12 protein-coding genes and 1 tRNA gene are annotated in these 14,191 nt (G+C 58.3%); 4 read left to right on the top strand and 9 right to left on the bottom strand.

Features of this window, described 5'->3' with window-relative positions:
- Positions 1-177: 177 nt before the first annotated feature.
- Genes JO965_RS06270 through JO965_RS06255 form a run of 4 tightly spaced genes read right to left on the bottom strand, consistent with a single transcriptional unit; the run spans position 178 to position 5,713 of the window.
- A complete protein-coding gene (locus tag JO965_RS06270) occupies positions 178-1,596 on the bottom strand; it encodes a mannose-1-phosphate guanylyltransferase/mannose-6-phosphate isomerase (RefSeq protein WP_203442833.1) in 1,419 nt (472 codons plus the stop codon).
- 53 nt (positions 1,597-1,649) lie between these two features.
- A complete protein-coding gene (locus tag JO965_RS06265) occupies positions 1,650-2,858 on the bottom strand; it encodes a PilZ domain-containing protein (RefSeq protein WP_203442832.1) in 1,209 nt (402 codons plus the stop codon).
- 31 nt (positions 2,859-2,889) lie between these two features.
- Complete coding sequence (locus tag JO965_RS06260) at positions 2,890-4,431, bottom strand: glycosyltransferase (protein ID WP_246776760.1); 1,542 nt, start codon at positions 4,429-4,431, stop codon at positions 2,890-2,892.
- A complete protein-coding gene (locus JO965_RS06255) occupies positions 4,403-5,713 on the bottom strand; it encodes a nucleotide sugar dehydrogenase (RefSeq protein ID WP_203442830.1) in 1,311 nt (436 codons plus the stop codon). Before JO965_RS06255 ends, JO965_RS06260 begins: the two co-directional genes overlap by 29 nt.
- A gap of 706 nt (positions 5,714-6,419) precedes the next feature.
- Between JO965_RS06255 and JO965_RS06250 the strand changes: the two genes are divergently transcribed.
- Both JO965_RS06250 and JO965_RS06245 read left to right on the top strand, forming a co-directional pair.
- Positions 6,420-6,902, top strand: a complete 483-nt coding sequence (locus tag JO965_RS06250; protein ID WP_203442829.1) for a lytic transglycosylase domain-containing protein — start codon at positions 6,420-6,422, stop codon at positions 6,900-6,902.
- A gap of 318 nt (positions 6,903-7,220) precedes the next feature.
- The gene (locus tag JO965_RS06245; protein ID WP_203442828.1) at positions 7,221-7,838 is read left to right on the top strand and encodes a transcriptional regulator; all 618 of its coding nucleotides are present in this window, start codon (positions 7,221-7,223) and stop codon (positions 7,836-7,838) included.
- Positions 7,839-7,852: 14 nt separating this feature from the next.
- Here JO965_RS06245 and JO965_RS06240 read toward each other — a convergent pair whose 3' ends face one another.
- Positions 7,853-8,074: a hypothetical protein gene (locus JO965_RS06240; protein WP_203442827.1), complete on the bottom strand. Its 222-nt coding sequence runs from the start codon at positions 8,072-8,074 to the stop codon at positions 7,853-7,855.
- Between the two features lie 690 nt (positions 8,075-8,764).
- Here JO965_RS06240 and JO965_RS06235 point away from each other — a divergent pair.
- Complete coding sequence (locus JO965_RS06235) at positions 8,765-9,499, top strand: TerC family protein (RefSeq protein WP_203442826.1); 735 nt, start codon at positions 8,765-8,767, stop codon at positions 9,497-9,499.
- 310 nt (positions 9,500-9,809) lie between these two features.
- The gene (locus JO965_RS06230; RefSeq protein ID WP_203442825.1) at positions 9,810-11,324 is read left to right on the top strand and encodes a sensor domain-containing diguanylate cyclase; all 1,515 of its coding nucleotides are present in this window, start codon (positions 9,810-9,812) and stop codon (positions 11,322-11,324) included.
- Between the two features lie 151 nt (positions 11,325-11,475).
- Here the strand turns inward: JO965_RS06230 and JO965_RS06225 are convergent.
- The 4 genes from JO965_RS06225 to mnmA all read right to left on the bottom strand — a co-directional run bounded on the left by JO965_RS06225 (position 11,476) and on the right by mnmA (position 13,834).
- Positions 11,476-11,552: transfer RNA gene (locus JO965_RS06225), tRNA-Met, on the bottom strand.
- Between the two features lie 144 nt (positions 11,553-11,696).
- The gene (locus JO965_RS06220; protein ID WP_246776759.1) at positions 11,697-11,903 is read right to left on the bottom strand and encodes a hypothetical protein; all 207 of its coding nucleotides are present in this window, start codon (positions 11,901-11,903) and stop codon (positions 11,697-11,699) included.
- A 112-nt stretch (positions 11,904-12,015) separates the two neighbouring features.
- On the bottom strand, positions 12,016-12,657 hold the full coding sequence (locus JO965_RS06215) for a class I SAM-dependent methyltransferase (RefSeq protein ID WP_203442823.1): 642 nt from the start codon (positions 12,655-12,657) through the stop codon (positions 12,016-12,018).
- Positions 12,658-12,679: 22 nt separating this feature from the next.
- Positions 12,680-13,834, bottom strand: coding sequence for a tRNA 2-thiouridine(34) synthase MnmA (gene mnmA / locus JO965_RS06210; protein ID WP_203442822.1), 1,155 nt, complete (start codon positions 13,832-13,834; stop codon positions 12,680-12,682).
- Between the last annotated feature and the right edge of the window lie 357 nt (positions 13,835-14,191).

Here is a 14,191-nt window from a genome sequence, read left to right as displayed (position 1 = left end):
ACTACCTGATAAAGAGCGGCTTTCTGCTTCGAGCTGGCGTTGTTCTGCTCGGCGGCGACGAAGGCTTGGCGAGCCTCCTCCGCCAGGCGCATGACCTCATTGCCATCCTGTGCCATGGCGCCGGAAGCCAGCACCATCGACAGGATGAGAGAAGTTATCTTCAGGCGACGTTGACCGTCAGCTCGTGACGATACGGTCATACTGATCCTCCAGACGCACGATGTCGTCCTCGCCGAGATACGTGCCGCACTGAACCTCGATCAGGTGTAACTCCTCATCGCCGATGTTCTCGAGCCTATGGACATCTCCCTTCGGGATATAGACTGACTCGTTTGCCGTCATGACGAAGACCCTCTCGCCGACGGTAACCCGTGCGGTTCCCGAAACGACGGTCCAATGCTCCGAGCGATGGTGATGGTATTGCAGCGATAAACGTCCCGCCACATCCACGACGATGTGCTTGACCTGGAAGGTCTCACCTACACGCAAGGACTCATAGGATCCCCAGGGGCGGCGCACTTTCCGGTGAAGAGCCGCCTCCGAGCGCTTCGAAGCGGCAAGCTCAGCCGCCAGGCGGCCGACGTTCTGAGCCTGATCCAACGAACCGACGAGAACGGCATCAGCGGTGTCGATCACGACAATCTTCTCGACGCCCATGACTGCTACAAGGCGGGAATTTCCGTGAACATAGCTGTCGCGCACATCCTGGAGCAGCGTATCACCACGGGACACATTCCCATTCCCGTCCTTAGAACCAATATCCCAGAGCGCGGACCACGAGCCAAGATCCCTCCACTCGGGCGCGACGGGAATGCAGACGAGTCGATCGCTGCGCTCCATGACGGCGTAGTCGATTGAGATGACGGGCGCCGTATCGAACTCTGCCGCGAGGCGAATGGTATCATTGCCCCGTTGAGCCGTCGCGAGAGCGCGACGGGCACAAGCCAGAACTTCAGGCGCATGTCGATCGAGTTCCTCAAGGATCGTGCGAGCGGTGAACATGAAGATCCCGCTGTTCCAGAGGTGCCGCTCCCCGGCGACCAGCGCCTCGGCGACAGCGCGTCCCGGCTTCTCGACAAAGCCTGCAACCTTGAAGCTCGCTTGGTCGAAAGCTTCGTCGAGCTTGATATAGCCGAACCCCGTTTCCGGATGCGTAGGACGGATGCCGAAGAGTACGATCCGTCCCTGACGCGCGGCTTGTGCGGCCTGCGCAACGGCCTGAGAGAAAATGTCGGCTTTCTCCATGATGTGATCGCTTGGAGCGACAAGCATCAGCCGATCCGGATCCTCCTCCGCGATCAAAGCCGCTGCGGCTGCAATTGCCGGTCCCGTGCTGCGAACGCATGGCTCAACCAGCAACCGTGCGGCCCCCGTGCTCAACTGCCTGATTTCCCGCAAGGCGAGATCACGATGATTCGTATTCACGACGATGATCGGCTCTGCATACTGCTCGGTGCGGAACCGCTGAACAGTCTGCTGGAACAGGCTGACCTCGCCGGAAAGGGCATGAAACTGCTTTGGCTCGCTGGAACGTGAAACCGGCCAAAGTCGGGTGCCGGAGCCACCGCACATCAGAACCGGGATGATGTTGTCCATTTCTAATCTCCAAGATCTTCAAGTATGACCTTCGAAACGTGATCCGGAGCGGATCATTCCTGGGGTCTAAGTCCGGCAAGGCGCCTCCCACTGTCGACATCCGGCTCTCTGGCCTTTTTTGCTGCCGCTGCCACTTCGTTATCTTGTCCGAAGACGGCACTGATCTTTTCCCCGGCCCACATCATTGCCGCTTGAAGTTTGCTGGCTGTAGCGGCAACTGAAGATCCGGAGAAGGTATTGAAGACAACCGATACCGGTTGCCCGATGGAGGACATTTCGAGTTCGCGGCCCGGCGCGAGCTTCACGATGAAAGGGCCGGTCGAGGCGGCGTCGCTGGCGAGGGAGGGTAAGCGCTCGATCTGGCTCTCCCGCACGCGTGTGCCATCGGCATATTCGATCACGGCGCTGGCTCCACGGTAGAAGCGCAAAAGCTGATCATGAGGAATGCTGGCGGTGACGTAAGGAGTGCTCGTCTTCTCGCGAAGTGCCAGGATCGGTGCTCCCTCTCGGACGAAGTTGGCAGCCCGGCTATAACGAGTCTGAACGATGCAGTTGCAGGGACTGTCGATGACGACGCTGGTGCCCTGCGGCCCCTGGATCGTCAAAAGCGGCTCTCCTGACTTTACTTCGTTGCCAGCCGCAATGAATGTGACCTGACCATTCGAAGGGGCAGGCACGGTGACAAGATCAGCGGTGATCTGGGCCGATTGAGCCGGAATGATATACATCCGCTCGAAGATCCCCATGCCGATGAAGCCGATGAGAAGTATCGTCGCGACGCCGACGCCGACATAGCCTGCGGCACTGCGCCCATGATGGGTCAGCTGGGCGAAGAATCCCTGAGGTTGAGGACGCTGGGGAACATCACGGGTTTTCCCCTCATTGCGTCGCGCGGCGACATCCAGGACATCACCCGCATCGACAATCTCGCCGGCAAGATAGGCGTCGAGGACGAACCGGAGAAGATTGTGTTGCCGCGGTGAGACATCGACGAATCGAAGGCCGGCTCTGCTATGCTCTTCGGCGACATAGCGGACCTCGGCGTTTATCGGCAGGGAGAGTTCATAGCCGCTGAACGGAAAGACGAGCGTGAGCTCAAACACACGACCGGGCTTGACGCCAAACGATCCTGTCCTCAGGCCGATCCCTCCGACAGAAACGTCGATAACGGAAATCTGCGTCCCATTGTGGATGCATCGGATGGGGATCCGATATCGAGGATGCTGTCTTTGAACCTCAGCCTCGTGCGTGATCTTCGTCATTGCCTCAAGCTCCAAATCGATACCGTTCGCTTTAGGGGATAAAGAGCATCGGCTTCGGGGTCGGAAGCACGTCTATGCTCCAAGCAAGAACCGTCACAAATGCAACCAGTGCAAGGCTATGCATGCATGCCGACATGAAATTGCTCGCGATGAGGGGGCGCTTCGCCACCTTCGCCGAGGCTGTCTTCTGTCGTGTCCATTTCTGCCGATCCAGCCGGAACGTGACATGGACTTTGACCAGGGAGCCGAAAATCTGGTTGAAGTAGAGAAGGAAGGGATAGAATACGGATACCCTTGGCCGCGATGCCAAAAGAGACAGGGTGAGCACATACCGCGATGCCAGAATCCACAGAGCATAGAGGAGGAGCGCATAGCCGCTGATGAAGATTCCGGCGAGCAGAGCGATCACAAATCCGACAAGAGACGTCCACATCGACATCCGCTGATCAAGAATCGCCCACCACGTAAACAGCCCGATTTTCCTTGGACCGAGCGCGAGAGCCCGCGAGTTTGTGCGCAGCATGTTGCCGAACCAGCGCACCATCAGCATCGCGGCCGCAGAGATGAAGCTCTCGGATGGAGGATCCTCGACGGTCAAAACGACGACATCGGGCACATAGAGCATCTTATAGCCATTCCGAAGTAGCCAGAACCAGCTTGACTTGTCATCGCCCGTTAGGAACTTGAACCGGCCAAGGCGCCAGTGATCGATATAGTCGAGCTCGACCTGGCGTATGAATTCGGGGTTACAGATGATGCTCGCGCGAAACATTGCCATGCGGCCTGTCAAGGTCAGAACGCGTTCCGACAATCCGACCGATGACATCAGAGTATGGCGCTGAGCGAAGCGGAGAGAATACCATTCCTGAAAGATGCGGCGGCCACGGACCTCGCTCAGTTCATCCGTCGTCAGGGCTCCGACTTGAGGATCGAGCTGGAAGAACCCCGCACATTTCCGCACCAGATCGGACGGGACAATGCTGTCTCCGTCAATGACGGCGACGACGTCATCGTCGGCAGGAGCACGACGGGCGATCGCTCTGAATCCGTAGGCAAGAGCATCCCGTTTTCCTGTTCCTGCAATTCTCACCATCACAAGATCGACGTTGCCGGTATCGCCGCAAACTATCCGGAACAAGCTTTTGATGAGCCGCTGATCGCCGGCCTCCACCACCGAAGCAACGACCGTCGCTCTTCCGGGCGCCGCCAGCGCGGCCTCGAAGACGGCGCGATAGACACGCGCCGTGACCGCGCTGTCGATCCGAAATGTCGTCACCAGCAGAAAGGCATTAGGAGGCGCCTGGGCTACCGCCGCGTCTGCGGCCTCCCGCATTCGCGGGAAGCGCACTTTACGGAAGATGAGGGCACGGACGAAGTGCAGGAAGCCCCATCCATAGCGCCAGATGGCCAGGAACCCGATGGTCCCGATCATCCCGGCGCTCACGGCACTATAGGCCTGGGATGGGAGCGCAGCAGCGAATGCTGCTACGGCCACCACATAAAGCACATGTGCCCCCACCGACTCCGACAGCCGGGCGCCGCCGCTACCAGCAGATTCCTTGATAAAGGTCACCGGAACACCTTGTCTGGTCGATGCGCACGAGATCGATGAGCGGCCTATCGTCATTCAAGGCTGCCATGAGCCGCTTGGCTTCATCACGATTGCCGAGAACGAAGGCTTCCGCGTGATCGATGACTTCGTTGATATCGGCAGTCAGAAGGGAGGTAAGGTGAGGAAGATGCGCTTTGATGAACTGGAGGTTGGCTCCGGTTAGCTTCGAGACCTGGATGTTCGGATCGTAGATGCGAATGTCGTAGCCGCGCCCGTAAAGACGCTCTGCAAGCTCGACCAATGGACTTTCCCGCAAGTCATCGGTTTCAGGCTTGAAGCTCAGGCCAATGATGCCGATCCGACGCTTTCCGGTGGCTGCGACCATTGAGTATGCACGCCGCAGTTGCTCTTCGTTCGCCTCCATCGTGGCGTCGAGAATGGGTGTGGGCACGTCCAGCTTGCGCGCTGCGAAGCGCAAAGCCCTCAGGTCCTTGGGAAGGCATGATCCGCCGAATGCAAATCCCGGCTTCAGGTAAGCCTTGGAGATATTCAGCCGCGTGTCTGCGCACAGAACCTCCATAACGGCATGCCCGTCAATTCCAGCTTCCTTACAGATGTTGCCGATCTCGTTCGCAAAGCTGATCTTGAGAGCATGCCATGCGTTGTTCGTGTACTTGACGGCTTCCGCCGTACGAATAGAGACGATCCTCGGTTCGACTTTGAAGATCTTATGTAGCTCGAGCAGACGTTCGACCGTCGGCTGATCATGACGCCCGAAGATGATCGCGCCTGGATCATAGTAATCGGCGATGGCAGTACTTTCCCGCAGGAACTCTGGGTAATAGGCAATGCCGAAGCCCACGCCGGCCTGACGCCCTGAAGCACGCTCGATTGCCGGCAGAACAATGCTCTCCATCGTGCCTGGCAGAATGGTCGACCGCATGACGACGGAGTGAAAAGCGTTCTTCTCTCGAATGGCCGCGCCGATCTGCTCGGCGGCAGCGCTCACATAGGCCGTATCGAGAGAGCCGTTCGAGCGCGATGGCGTTCCGACGCATACGAAAGATAGATCCGTCCCTTGAATAGCCTCGCGCACATCGCTTGTCGCCATCAGGCGCTTGCTGCGGATACCCCCTTGGATCAGGTCTCCCAATCCAGGTTCGACGATCGGGCTAATGCCTTCATTGAGAGGGCCGACTTTCTGAGGATTTGGATCAACTGCAATGACGTTATGGCCATCATTGGCTAAGCATGCCGCGGAAACGGCGCCGACATAGCCAATTCCAAAAACACTAATTTGCATTAGGCTGTTCCTGCTGAATAACAGTGGAAGCGAGGCGCGAATTCTGAAAAGCGCCGGATACAGCCCAATTAAATACTACTGCTTCACCTAAAGTCGTTCCACTATTTCGGCTTGCGAGATACCCCCTAGGGACTAAACAAAGCATTACTACTTTCAAAAGCGAGCTTTAACTCATAAGAGCGTGGAATACCCCTTGCTTAATGATCCCTGCGCTCGGAGCTATTCTTACTTCTGATGCGGCGTAAGACTCGGGTTGGAATCTGGTATTTTGATCAAGTTGTCGCCGTTCGCACATGAGTATCTGCTGATCTCTGCTCGCTTGCGTGAAATATTTGACGCAGTTCGTTGGGCACGACAATTATTCACCAGTCCGCCCCCTGCTTTCATGCCAAAGACTGAACCGGATAAGTCAGCTACATTGACCTTCTGAACCTCAGCAATTTCTTGCAAAGCAATAAAAATCGATAATCTGCACGCACTGCCATACCGCCGTATCACTACCTCTTTGGGAGAGCAGCAATTGCATCTCTGAAGGGTGGTGTCTGCAAGGCATCTGCCAAACAGCTTACGCTTAAGGCGCTATTGCCATGATTGGCATCTTGGCGAGATGCATCGCATTGGTGGCTGCTCGACAGGTCCTTACAGCCAAGCTGACGTCCAATTGCCACGATTGATGACGAGAAATTTCCTCAACAAGGGGACCTTCATGATTTCTCGTCTTGTTCTCGCGTGTGCGGCGATCGCGTGCACCTTGCCTACACTGGCATCCGAACGAGCCCAAATTGATGCACTTGTTGCACAACACGCCAGGGCTCATGGCATTCCTGAAACATTGATACACCGCGTCATTAAACGCGAGAGCGGCTACAATCCACGGGCATCTAGTCGGGGCAATTTCGGCCTCATGCAGATCCGCTATGCTACAGCGCGCGGCATGGGCTACAGAGGAACGGTCTCAGGACTTCTCGATGCCAATACCAATCTGACTTACGCAGTCCCTTATCTGGCGAACGCCTACAACGTCGCAGGCGGCAATCCGGATCGCGCAGTCGCACTTTATGCCGGCGGCTATTACTACGAAGCCAAGCGCAAGGGCCTATTGCACACTCTCAGAACAGGCACCAGCGACCCCATAGCGACCGGTTCAGTATCCGCGTCCGCCGCATTCACATCGTCCAGCGCGCGCTAGCGCATCGTGCGGACCCAGAGGGCCGCGTCAGCGAAAAGTGGACCCAGTTTTCCGCGTCGAACGATGCTCTAGTCCACTGCTACGACAACGTCAGTCCTGAACCGTCAGAATCGTCGCACAGACCCTTAAGGATTGTGCGATATTGATGATGCGGGATTCTTCGAAAATCAGATCAGGCAGTTCCGTGTCGATGCATTTCCGGCTGATCGCCTGCATTCTGGACAGCGCAAGGGAACGACACACTCCTTCTGCATTTCCAGGTCAAGATAATGATTTAAACCAGTCGAACGAATGCAGACACGTGTGAGTTGATTCACGATGCCTGATCTGTCGAATATCGTGTTCCTTGATTTCGAGGCCTCCTCTCTCGGCAAACAGGGCTACCCAATCGAGGTTGCCTGGGTTTTCGCGAGTGGCGAGGAGGAGAGCTATCTCATCAGGCCCGCTGCATCCTGGACCGATTGGGATGTCAAAGCGGGAAGAATTCACGGCATTTCCAGAGAGCAGTTGAGAGCCAAGGGAACATCGCTCGAAGATGTCGCTCAACGCATGGTATCGGTCCTGACAGGACGTACCCTCTATGCGACGGCGCCATCATGGGATGGAAAGTGGCTGAGCAAGCTCCTGCGCACAGCAGGATTGCCGCGCCACGCGCTACGTCTTGAGGATACTGAAATGGCCCATAGAAGGATCATGCGCGACATATTGCGGGACGCTCACATTCCAGCCGATCTTCATCGCACACTCATGCGGGACATTCTTGTGCAGGCCCAACGCGGCTATGAGGAACGTGGGCCTGCGGCACACCGCGCCCTCGCAGATGCGCAACGAGCGCGTTGTCTTTGGCTCGACATCCGCCGTCGCGCAGAAGAGATCGCGGTACAATACCGACAGGACGTCGTTCAAGCTCCCGCACCAGCAGGCCAAACAAGTTAGCTGATCTCAGCCGCTTAGTAGCCGTCCGGCAATCCGGATGCGATATCCTGATCGGGACGAGTCAGGACATCGATCCGACGACCGTCAGGCAGTTGAATGGTTCGCAGTCGCATCACCTGAAGACCCGCGTCCAGCCCTTCCTGAACCGACCCGTAACGCATAACCCGCGCACGCCGTTCAATGGCGCTACGAGGCTGTGCCTGCGACACCTGCGTGCCGGTTGCGCGCCGGCGCACGACTTGCCCTTCCCTCCTCTGGCGTCCAGACGAGCTAGTCTGCTGAGAAGAAGCGCGCGTCTTGCGTTCAACAACTGGTTTCTGCTTCGTTTGATCGTCGGTTGCTGTTTTCTGCGATGCAGTCTCGTCAGCCGGCTGAGAGTCAGTAGCCTTGGCCTCTGTCGGATATGAGACGGGGGAAGGAGCCGAATTGGGACCAGCAGCTTGAGCGGGCGGCGTCGCGGGAAGGGCGGACGGCACCGACACTGGCGCCTGGGTCTTGGTGTCGGACTCGGGCGGAGGGTCAACCCAAGGGCGTCCCGCTTGGGCAAGAGCCGCCAAGGGACTTCCCAAAACTCCCACAAGCGAGGCAGTCACCAGCCAACGTCCTGAAAATCCTGCCATGACATGCCTCCAGATCATTCCATGAGGGAACGCTCCTCCTGCCATGGGCGGTTCCATTGCGCCGGCGCCGCATGGCCAACAAAGGAACTAAAGCACTGGAACCAAAGTCAATTTTGCATAGTCGACGGTGACGCGGCTTCAATGCTCATTGTTGGAAGATGTGGGTGCAGCCGCTTCCGCTTCAACGGCTCGGACATCGAGATCAGCCAATTGTGAAAGCAGCAAGCAACGACGGGATCCGGTCCAACCCCTTGCGCAAGCTCGGCAATAACCAAAATAAGGTCATGACATCATAGGAAGAGCTTCATGGACTACATATTGGCATTGACAGCGGATCCGACAGCTTGGGCTGCCCTGGCCACGCTTGTCGTGATGGAAGTCGTGCTCGGGATCGATAACCTGATCTTCATCTCGATCCTGACCAACAAGCTGCCCGCCCATCAGCAAACGAAGGCCCGGCGCATCGGTATCGGTCTTGCCCTTATCCTTCGCTTGGGTCTGCTTGGAACCATTGCGATCATCGTCCAGCTCACGGAGCCCATCTTTACCGCTTTCGGCCATGGTTTCTCCTGGCGTGACCTGATTCTGGTTGCAGGTGGTCTGTTCCTGGTCTGGAAAGCGACCAAGGAGATCCACCACAATGTCGATCCCGATCATGGACCTGACCTCTTTGAAAGCGGAAAGGCTCAGATGAGCTTTGCCTCAGCGATCGTGCAGATCCTGCTCTTAGACCTGGTCTTTTCTATCGACAGCATCATCACGGCCGTCGGCATGACGGATCATATACCGATCATGGTCGTGGCTGTCGTGGCCGCCGTGACCGTCATGCTTCTGGCCGCGGATCCCCTCGCCCGCTTCATCCAGGCCAATCCGACGGTGATCATGCTGGCTCTGGGCTTCCTGCTCATGATCGGCATGGTTCTGATCGCGGAAGGTTTCGGAGCCCATGTGCCGAAGGGCTACATCTACGCCGCGATGACATTCTCGGCTTTGATCGAGGCGCTGAACATGCTCTCGAGGCGACGCAAGAAAACACGATAAACGTCGAACCAATCGGGCGCAGTCGGCAAAGTCTCGACTGCGCCCAAGGTTTTTTCGCAAATCGGAGCGACCTACTCACCCGAGAAAGAAGCGGCAACCTTCAAACAAAGAACATACGCCTCACGAGACTGATCTATGTTAATAATCGATACAGGTATTGCAACGTTATCTCGCGTAAAACAGCACTGTGAAGCTTGAAGGCTAATCTTGTTAGAGCAATTGCCTATCAAATAGTTTCACACTCCCGCGTTGTAACAATCTATTAGGATCGTCTATAGAATATATTCTAACGAGATTTGTGCAGCGCCGAATGAAACGTCTGTTCTCAGAAGTCTACTTACACCTGATTGCAGGCGTGATCGCCCTGGGCATCCTCGGGATTTCGGCGCATACGCTTTGGATGGATCGCCAGAACACATGGCATGAGGCTGAAAAATCCTCGCGAAATGTGCTGACCACCATCGCGCGCGATCTCGACGGCAACCTCGAGCTGCTCGATCTGTCGCTGAAGGGAGCAATGGAGGGGCTGAGATATCTCAGCGTTCAGCAACTCCCTCCAGACCTTCAATACCGGATGCTCTTTGATCGCGCCGTCTCGGCCTCCTTCATGGGAACGCTGCTGGTTGTGGACCAAGATGGCAATCTCATCGCCGATGCCGGTCCTGTCATCGCCTCGCGGTCTCTCAATGTTTCGGATCGCGAGTATTTCGTCGCGCACAAAGAGAACAACCACATCGGTCTATATGTCAGCCGCCCCTTCGCAAGCAGAACACGGAGTGGCGACCTCAGCATCGGATTCAGCCGGAGGTTATCGGATTCTGCCGGACGCTTTGCTGGGGTTGTGATGGGATCGATGCCCCTGGCCACCATCAATCAACAGTTCGACAATCTGATCCTCGGCCAGCAAGGAGCTATCAATCTCTTCCGCTATGATGGCATCCTGCTGACGCGCTACCCTTATGATGCGGGCCAGATCAATCAGGACCTGGGTGCCTCTCCGCATGTCCAGCGCCTTCTCCAGGCGAAATCCGGCACCTTCGACTCGATCTCGCCGATCGATGGTGTTCGCCGCATCATCTCCTTCGAACGATTGAACAAGTATCCGCTCGTTCTCACCGTCGCTCTCTCTGTTGATGAGATCTTTTCGGCCTGGCAACGAAAGGCTCTCGTCCTCAGCCTTGCGACACTCGCGCTGTGTTGCGCCGTCGTCGGACTCACGTATCTGTTTCAGCGTGAATTGAAACGCCGCACGAGAGCGGAAACCAAGCTCCGGCGCATCGCGCGAACCGATGATCTGACGAGACTGCCGAACCGTCGTGCCTTCCGCGAAACCTTCGAGCGTGAGTGGCGTCAAGCCATTCGTTCCGGCTCAGTCCTGTCGCTTCTTTTTGTCGATGCAGACTATTTCAAGAGCTTTAACGACCGCTATGGTCATGGGCGAGGCGATGAAGTTCTCCGTGGGATCGCCAGCACGCTTGAGACCAATATCCGCCGCCCTCGCGATGTCGCAGCTCGGTATGGCGGAGAGGAATTTGCCATTGTCCTGCCCGAGACGGATCTTGCCGGCGCTCGGTTGATTGCCGAGAACATTCGCCAAACCATCATCGCCATGGGCATCGCGCATGAAGGCAGCCCGTACCAGACGGTGACGGCCAGCATCGGGATCGCCTCAGTCCAGCCGTCGCGCGGAAGCGAGCGGGCTGCTTTCCTCGATGCTGCGGACCAAGCGCTCTATCAGGCGAAAGCGGCAGGCCGGAACTGCGTGCGCAGTCCGGAGGACGGAGCCAAATTTCAGGGTGCCCTTCTCCCGCATGAAGCGGCCTGATCCGCGCTTGAGGGAGGTGTTGACCGTCTCAGAGACCACCGCGGCAAGTCCTAAAGACGAACCAAATTACAATTGCTCTCCGACTGCATCCGAGCATGGCCCCGGGCACGTCGCCGTGCGGACCGCACGTACATTTTATCTTGGAAAGGGATGGTAGCGGAGGAGGGATTTGAACCCCCGACACAAGGATTATGATTCCTCTGCTCTGACCAACTGAGCTACTCCGCCCCGGGAAGCGGGGCTTAGCCCCGCGTCAGGCATGGGCGATATAGGGAAGGTTGCCCCCCAGTGTCAAGAAAGACGCGCGCCTAAGCTGCGGATTTGTGAAAGCCGTCTTTTGAAAGGCTCCGAAAGTTCCAGCCCGCAGATCTGTCAGCCCTTCGGCTTCATGCGCCAGAGCTGAAAGCCATCGGTCGAAATCGCGTGTTCGATGGTCTTGCGGGAGAACTTGTGCGGCGGGGCCTCGCGGGAGCCCAACGTGCCGGTCAGCCCCCAGGGCGCATATTTGGCCGGAAGCTTGCTGCCTGCCTCATCGCCCGCAAATGCATGCAGGTCGTCCTTGGCTTGGGAGGTGAACATGAAGAGGCGCATGGGAATGGCTTTCGTGCTGAACAGGTCGCCGCTCCCATGCAAATAGGGCCCGAGCCCCGAAAGTCACCTCGGTCTCAAGCCCCCGCCAGTGTGGCAGCCCTTAGGCCTTCTTCCTGATTCTCATCAGCTTGAAGAACCCAACCGGGAACAGGGACCGCAGTTCCACGACCTCCATGCGGCCGGTCCCGCGCGCCCAGTCCTCGACCCGGGCCGCCTTGAAGGCCGAGCTCCAGCCGATGGCCTTGACGACGGGCGAGGCCAGTTCCTCCAGGGCCGCGATCGGGCCCGAAGGCTGGCCCCAATGGTTGGCGAGCACGATCTCGCCGCCCGGCTTCAGCACGCGCATGAACTCGCTGAGGGCCGTCTCGGGCTCCGGCACGAGGGTGATGATGAACTGGGCCGTGACCGCGTCGAAGCTCTCATCCGGAAAGCCGAGATGGGTGACGTCCATCACCTGCAGGCTCTTCACGTGGCTGAGCCCCCTCTTCTCGACCTTGTCCTGGGCGCGGCGGAGCATGTCCTTGGAGAGATCGACCCCGTAAACCTCGGCATGCCTGGGGTAGTAGCCGAGGGACAATCCCGTGCCGACACCCGCCTCCAGCACCCTGGGACCGCAGGCGACGGCGGCATCCACGGCCGCACGAGCCGCCGGCTCGGTCAGCTTGTCGTAGACGAGGTCGTAGATCGGAGCCCAACGCGCATAGGCCTTGCGCATCAGGACGGTGGTCGCTCCATCCGTCATAAACTATCCCTAGGTAAGCACCTCAGGCCGCGGCGGGTGCGGCTTCGGCTAGCGTGCGAGCAATGGTACCCCCGCCAAGCACGCGTGCCCGGGGAGCATCGCTCTCATAGATGACACAAGCTTGACCGGGAGACACCCCATCTTCGGCCGAAAACAGCTCGACCGTCGTGTGAGTTCCTGTGGATCTCAGCGTGGCCGGACGCGGCTCGCGGGTGGAGCGGACGCGCACAGCCACCTCCATCCCCTTCTCGCCCAAGGCTTCGAGGGGCACGTCACCGAGCCAGTTCATGTCCGTCACGCGGATCAGACGGGTGGCCAGAGCCTCGCGGGGACCGACCACCACCCGAGCCTCCTTGGCCTCAAGGCGCACGACATAGAGCGGCTCGCCGACGGAGAGGCCGAGCCCCTTCCGCTGCCCTACCGTGTAATGGATGATGCCCTCGTGGCGGCCGAGTACGCGGCCATCCACATGGACGATCTCGCCGCCCTGCACGGCACCGGGCTTCAAGCGCTCGATCACGTCGCTGTAGCGGCCCTGCGTCACAAAACAGATGTCCTGGCTGTCGGCCTTCTCCGCCACGGTAAGACCGAATTCGCGCGCCAGCTCGCGGGTCTTCTCCTTGGGCAACTCGCCTAAGGGGAAGCGCAGAAGGTCGAGCTGCTCCGGGGTGGTAGCATAAAGAAAATAACTCTGGTCCCTGTCCGGATCGGCTGCCCGGTGGAGCGCACGGCGCCCGTCTGACAGGGCGCGGCTTGCCACGTAATGGCCCGTGGCAAGCACATCAGCGCCGAGCTCCCTGGCAGTCTCCAGGAGATCGCGGAACTTGATGGAGCGGTTGCACTCGACGCAAGGGATCGGCGTCTCGCCCGCCAGATAGCTCTGGGTGAAGCGGTCGATCACGGCCTCGCGGAAGCGGGCCTCGTAGTCGAGCACGTAATGGGGGATGCCGATGGCCTCCGCCACCCGGCGGGCATCGTAGATGTCCTGGCCGGCGCAGCAGGCGCCCTTGCGGTGAGTGGCGGCGCCATGGTCGTAGAGCTGGAGCGTGATGCCGAGGACATCGTAGCCCTCGCGCTTGAGCAGGGCTGCGACGACCGACGAATCCACGCCGCCGGACATCGCAACCACGACGCGGGTCTTCGAGGGATCGGTGGGAAGGTCTAGCGAATTGAGCATGTTTCCATCCAGAGGCGCCGTTCAAGGCGGCGCACGGGAGGGGTTTCAAAGCCCTTCTATAGCGCATCGTGCGGAAAAGTGGACCCGGTTTTCACCGGCGTGGCCCTTCGGGTCGCTGATGCGGCCCCCTGGGTCCGCACAGAACGATGCGCCAGCTCAGAGGATGAGCATCGGAATGGATCCCAAAAGTGCAAGTCCACTTTTGGTCCGATGCTCTTGCGCCACAATTCTTAAAGGGAAAGTGCGCGGCAATAAGCCAACGTTAACGTTTATGGCTAAGCTTAGGCATTCTCGTAACCACCTGATGGGCTTAGGAAAACATTAAGTCCCGTCGCGTAGGTTCGAGCCTGTCAAAGG

Origin of the sequence: Microvirga sp. VF16 (genome assembly GCF_016864375.1) — a bacterium.
Taxonomy (GTDB): Bacteria; Pseudomonadota; Alphaproteobacteria; order Rhizobiales; family Beijerinckiaceae; genus Microvirga.
This window is presented reverse-complemented; position numbering and strand designations above follow the sequence as displayed.

Excerpts from the sequence above, each read along its gene's own strand:
- JO965_RS06270 (WP_203442833.1), bottom strand. The coding sequence starts at position 1,596 with ATGGACAACATCATCCCGGTTCTGATGTGCGGTGGCTCCGGCACCCGA.
- JO965_RS06265 (WP_203442832.1), bottom strand. The coding sequence starts at position 2,858 with ATGACGAAGATCACGCACGAGGCTGAGGTTCAAAGACAGCATCCTCGA.
- JO965_RS06255 (WP_203442830.1), bottom strand. The coding sequence starts at position 5,713 with ATGCAAATTAGTGTTTTTGGAATTGGCTATGTCGGCGCCGTTTCCGCG.
- JO965_RS06250 (WP_203442829.1), top strand. The coding sequence starts at position 6,420 with ATGATTTCTCGTCTTGTTCTCGCGTGTGCGGCGATCGCGTGCACCTTG.
- JO965_RS06245 (WP_203442828.1), top strand. The coding sequence starts at position 7,221 with ATGCCTGATCTGTCGAATATCGTGTTCCTTGATTTCGAGGCCTCCTCT.
- JO965_RS06235 (WP_203442826.1), top strand. The coding sequence starts at position 8,765 with ATGGACTACATATTGGCATTGACAGCGGATCCGACAGCTTGGGCTGCC.
- JO965_RS06230 (WP_203442825.1), top strand. The coding sequence starts at position 9,810 with ATGAAACGTCTGTTCTCAGAAGTCTACTTACACCTGATTGCAGGCGTG.
- JO965_RS06220 (WP_246776759.1), bottom strand. The coding sequence starts at position 11,903 with ATGTTCACCTCCCAAGCCAAGGACGACCTGCATGCATTTGCGGGCGAT.
- JO965_RS06215 (WP_203442823.1), bottom strand. The coding sequence starts at position 12,657 with ATGACGGATGGAGCGACCACCGTCCTGATGCGCAAGGCCTATGCGCGT.
- mnmA (WP_203442822.1), bottom strand. The coding sequence starts at position 13,834 with ATGCTCAATTCGCTAGACCTTCCCACCGATCCCTCGAAGACCCGCGTC.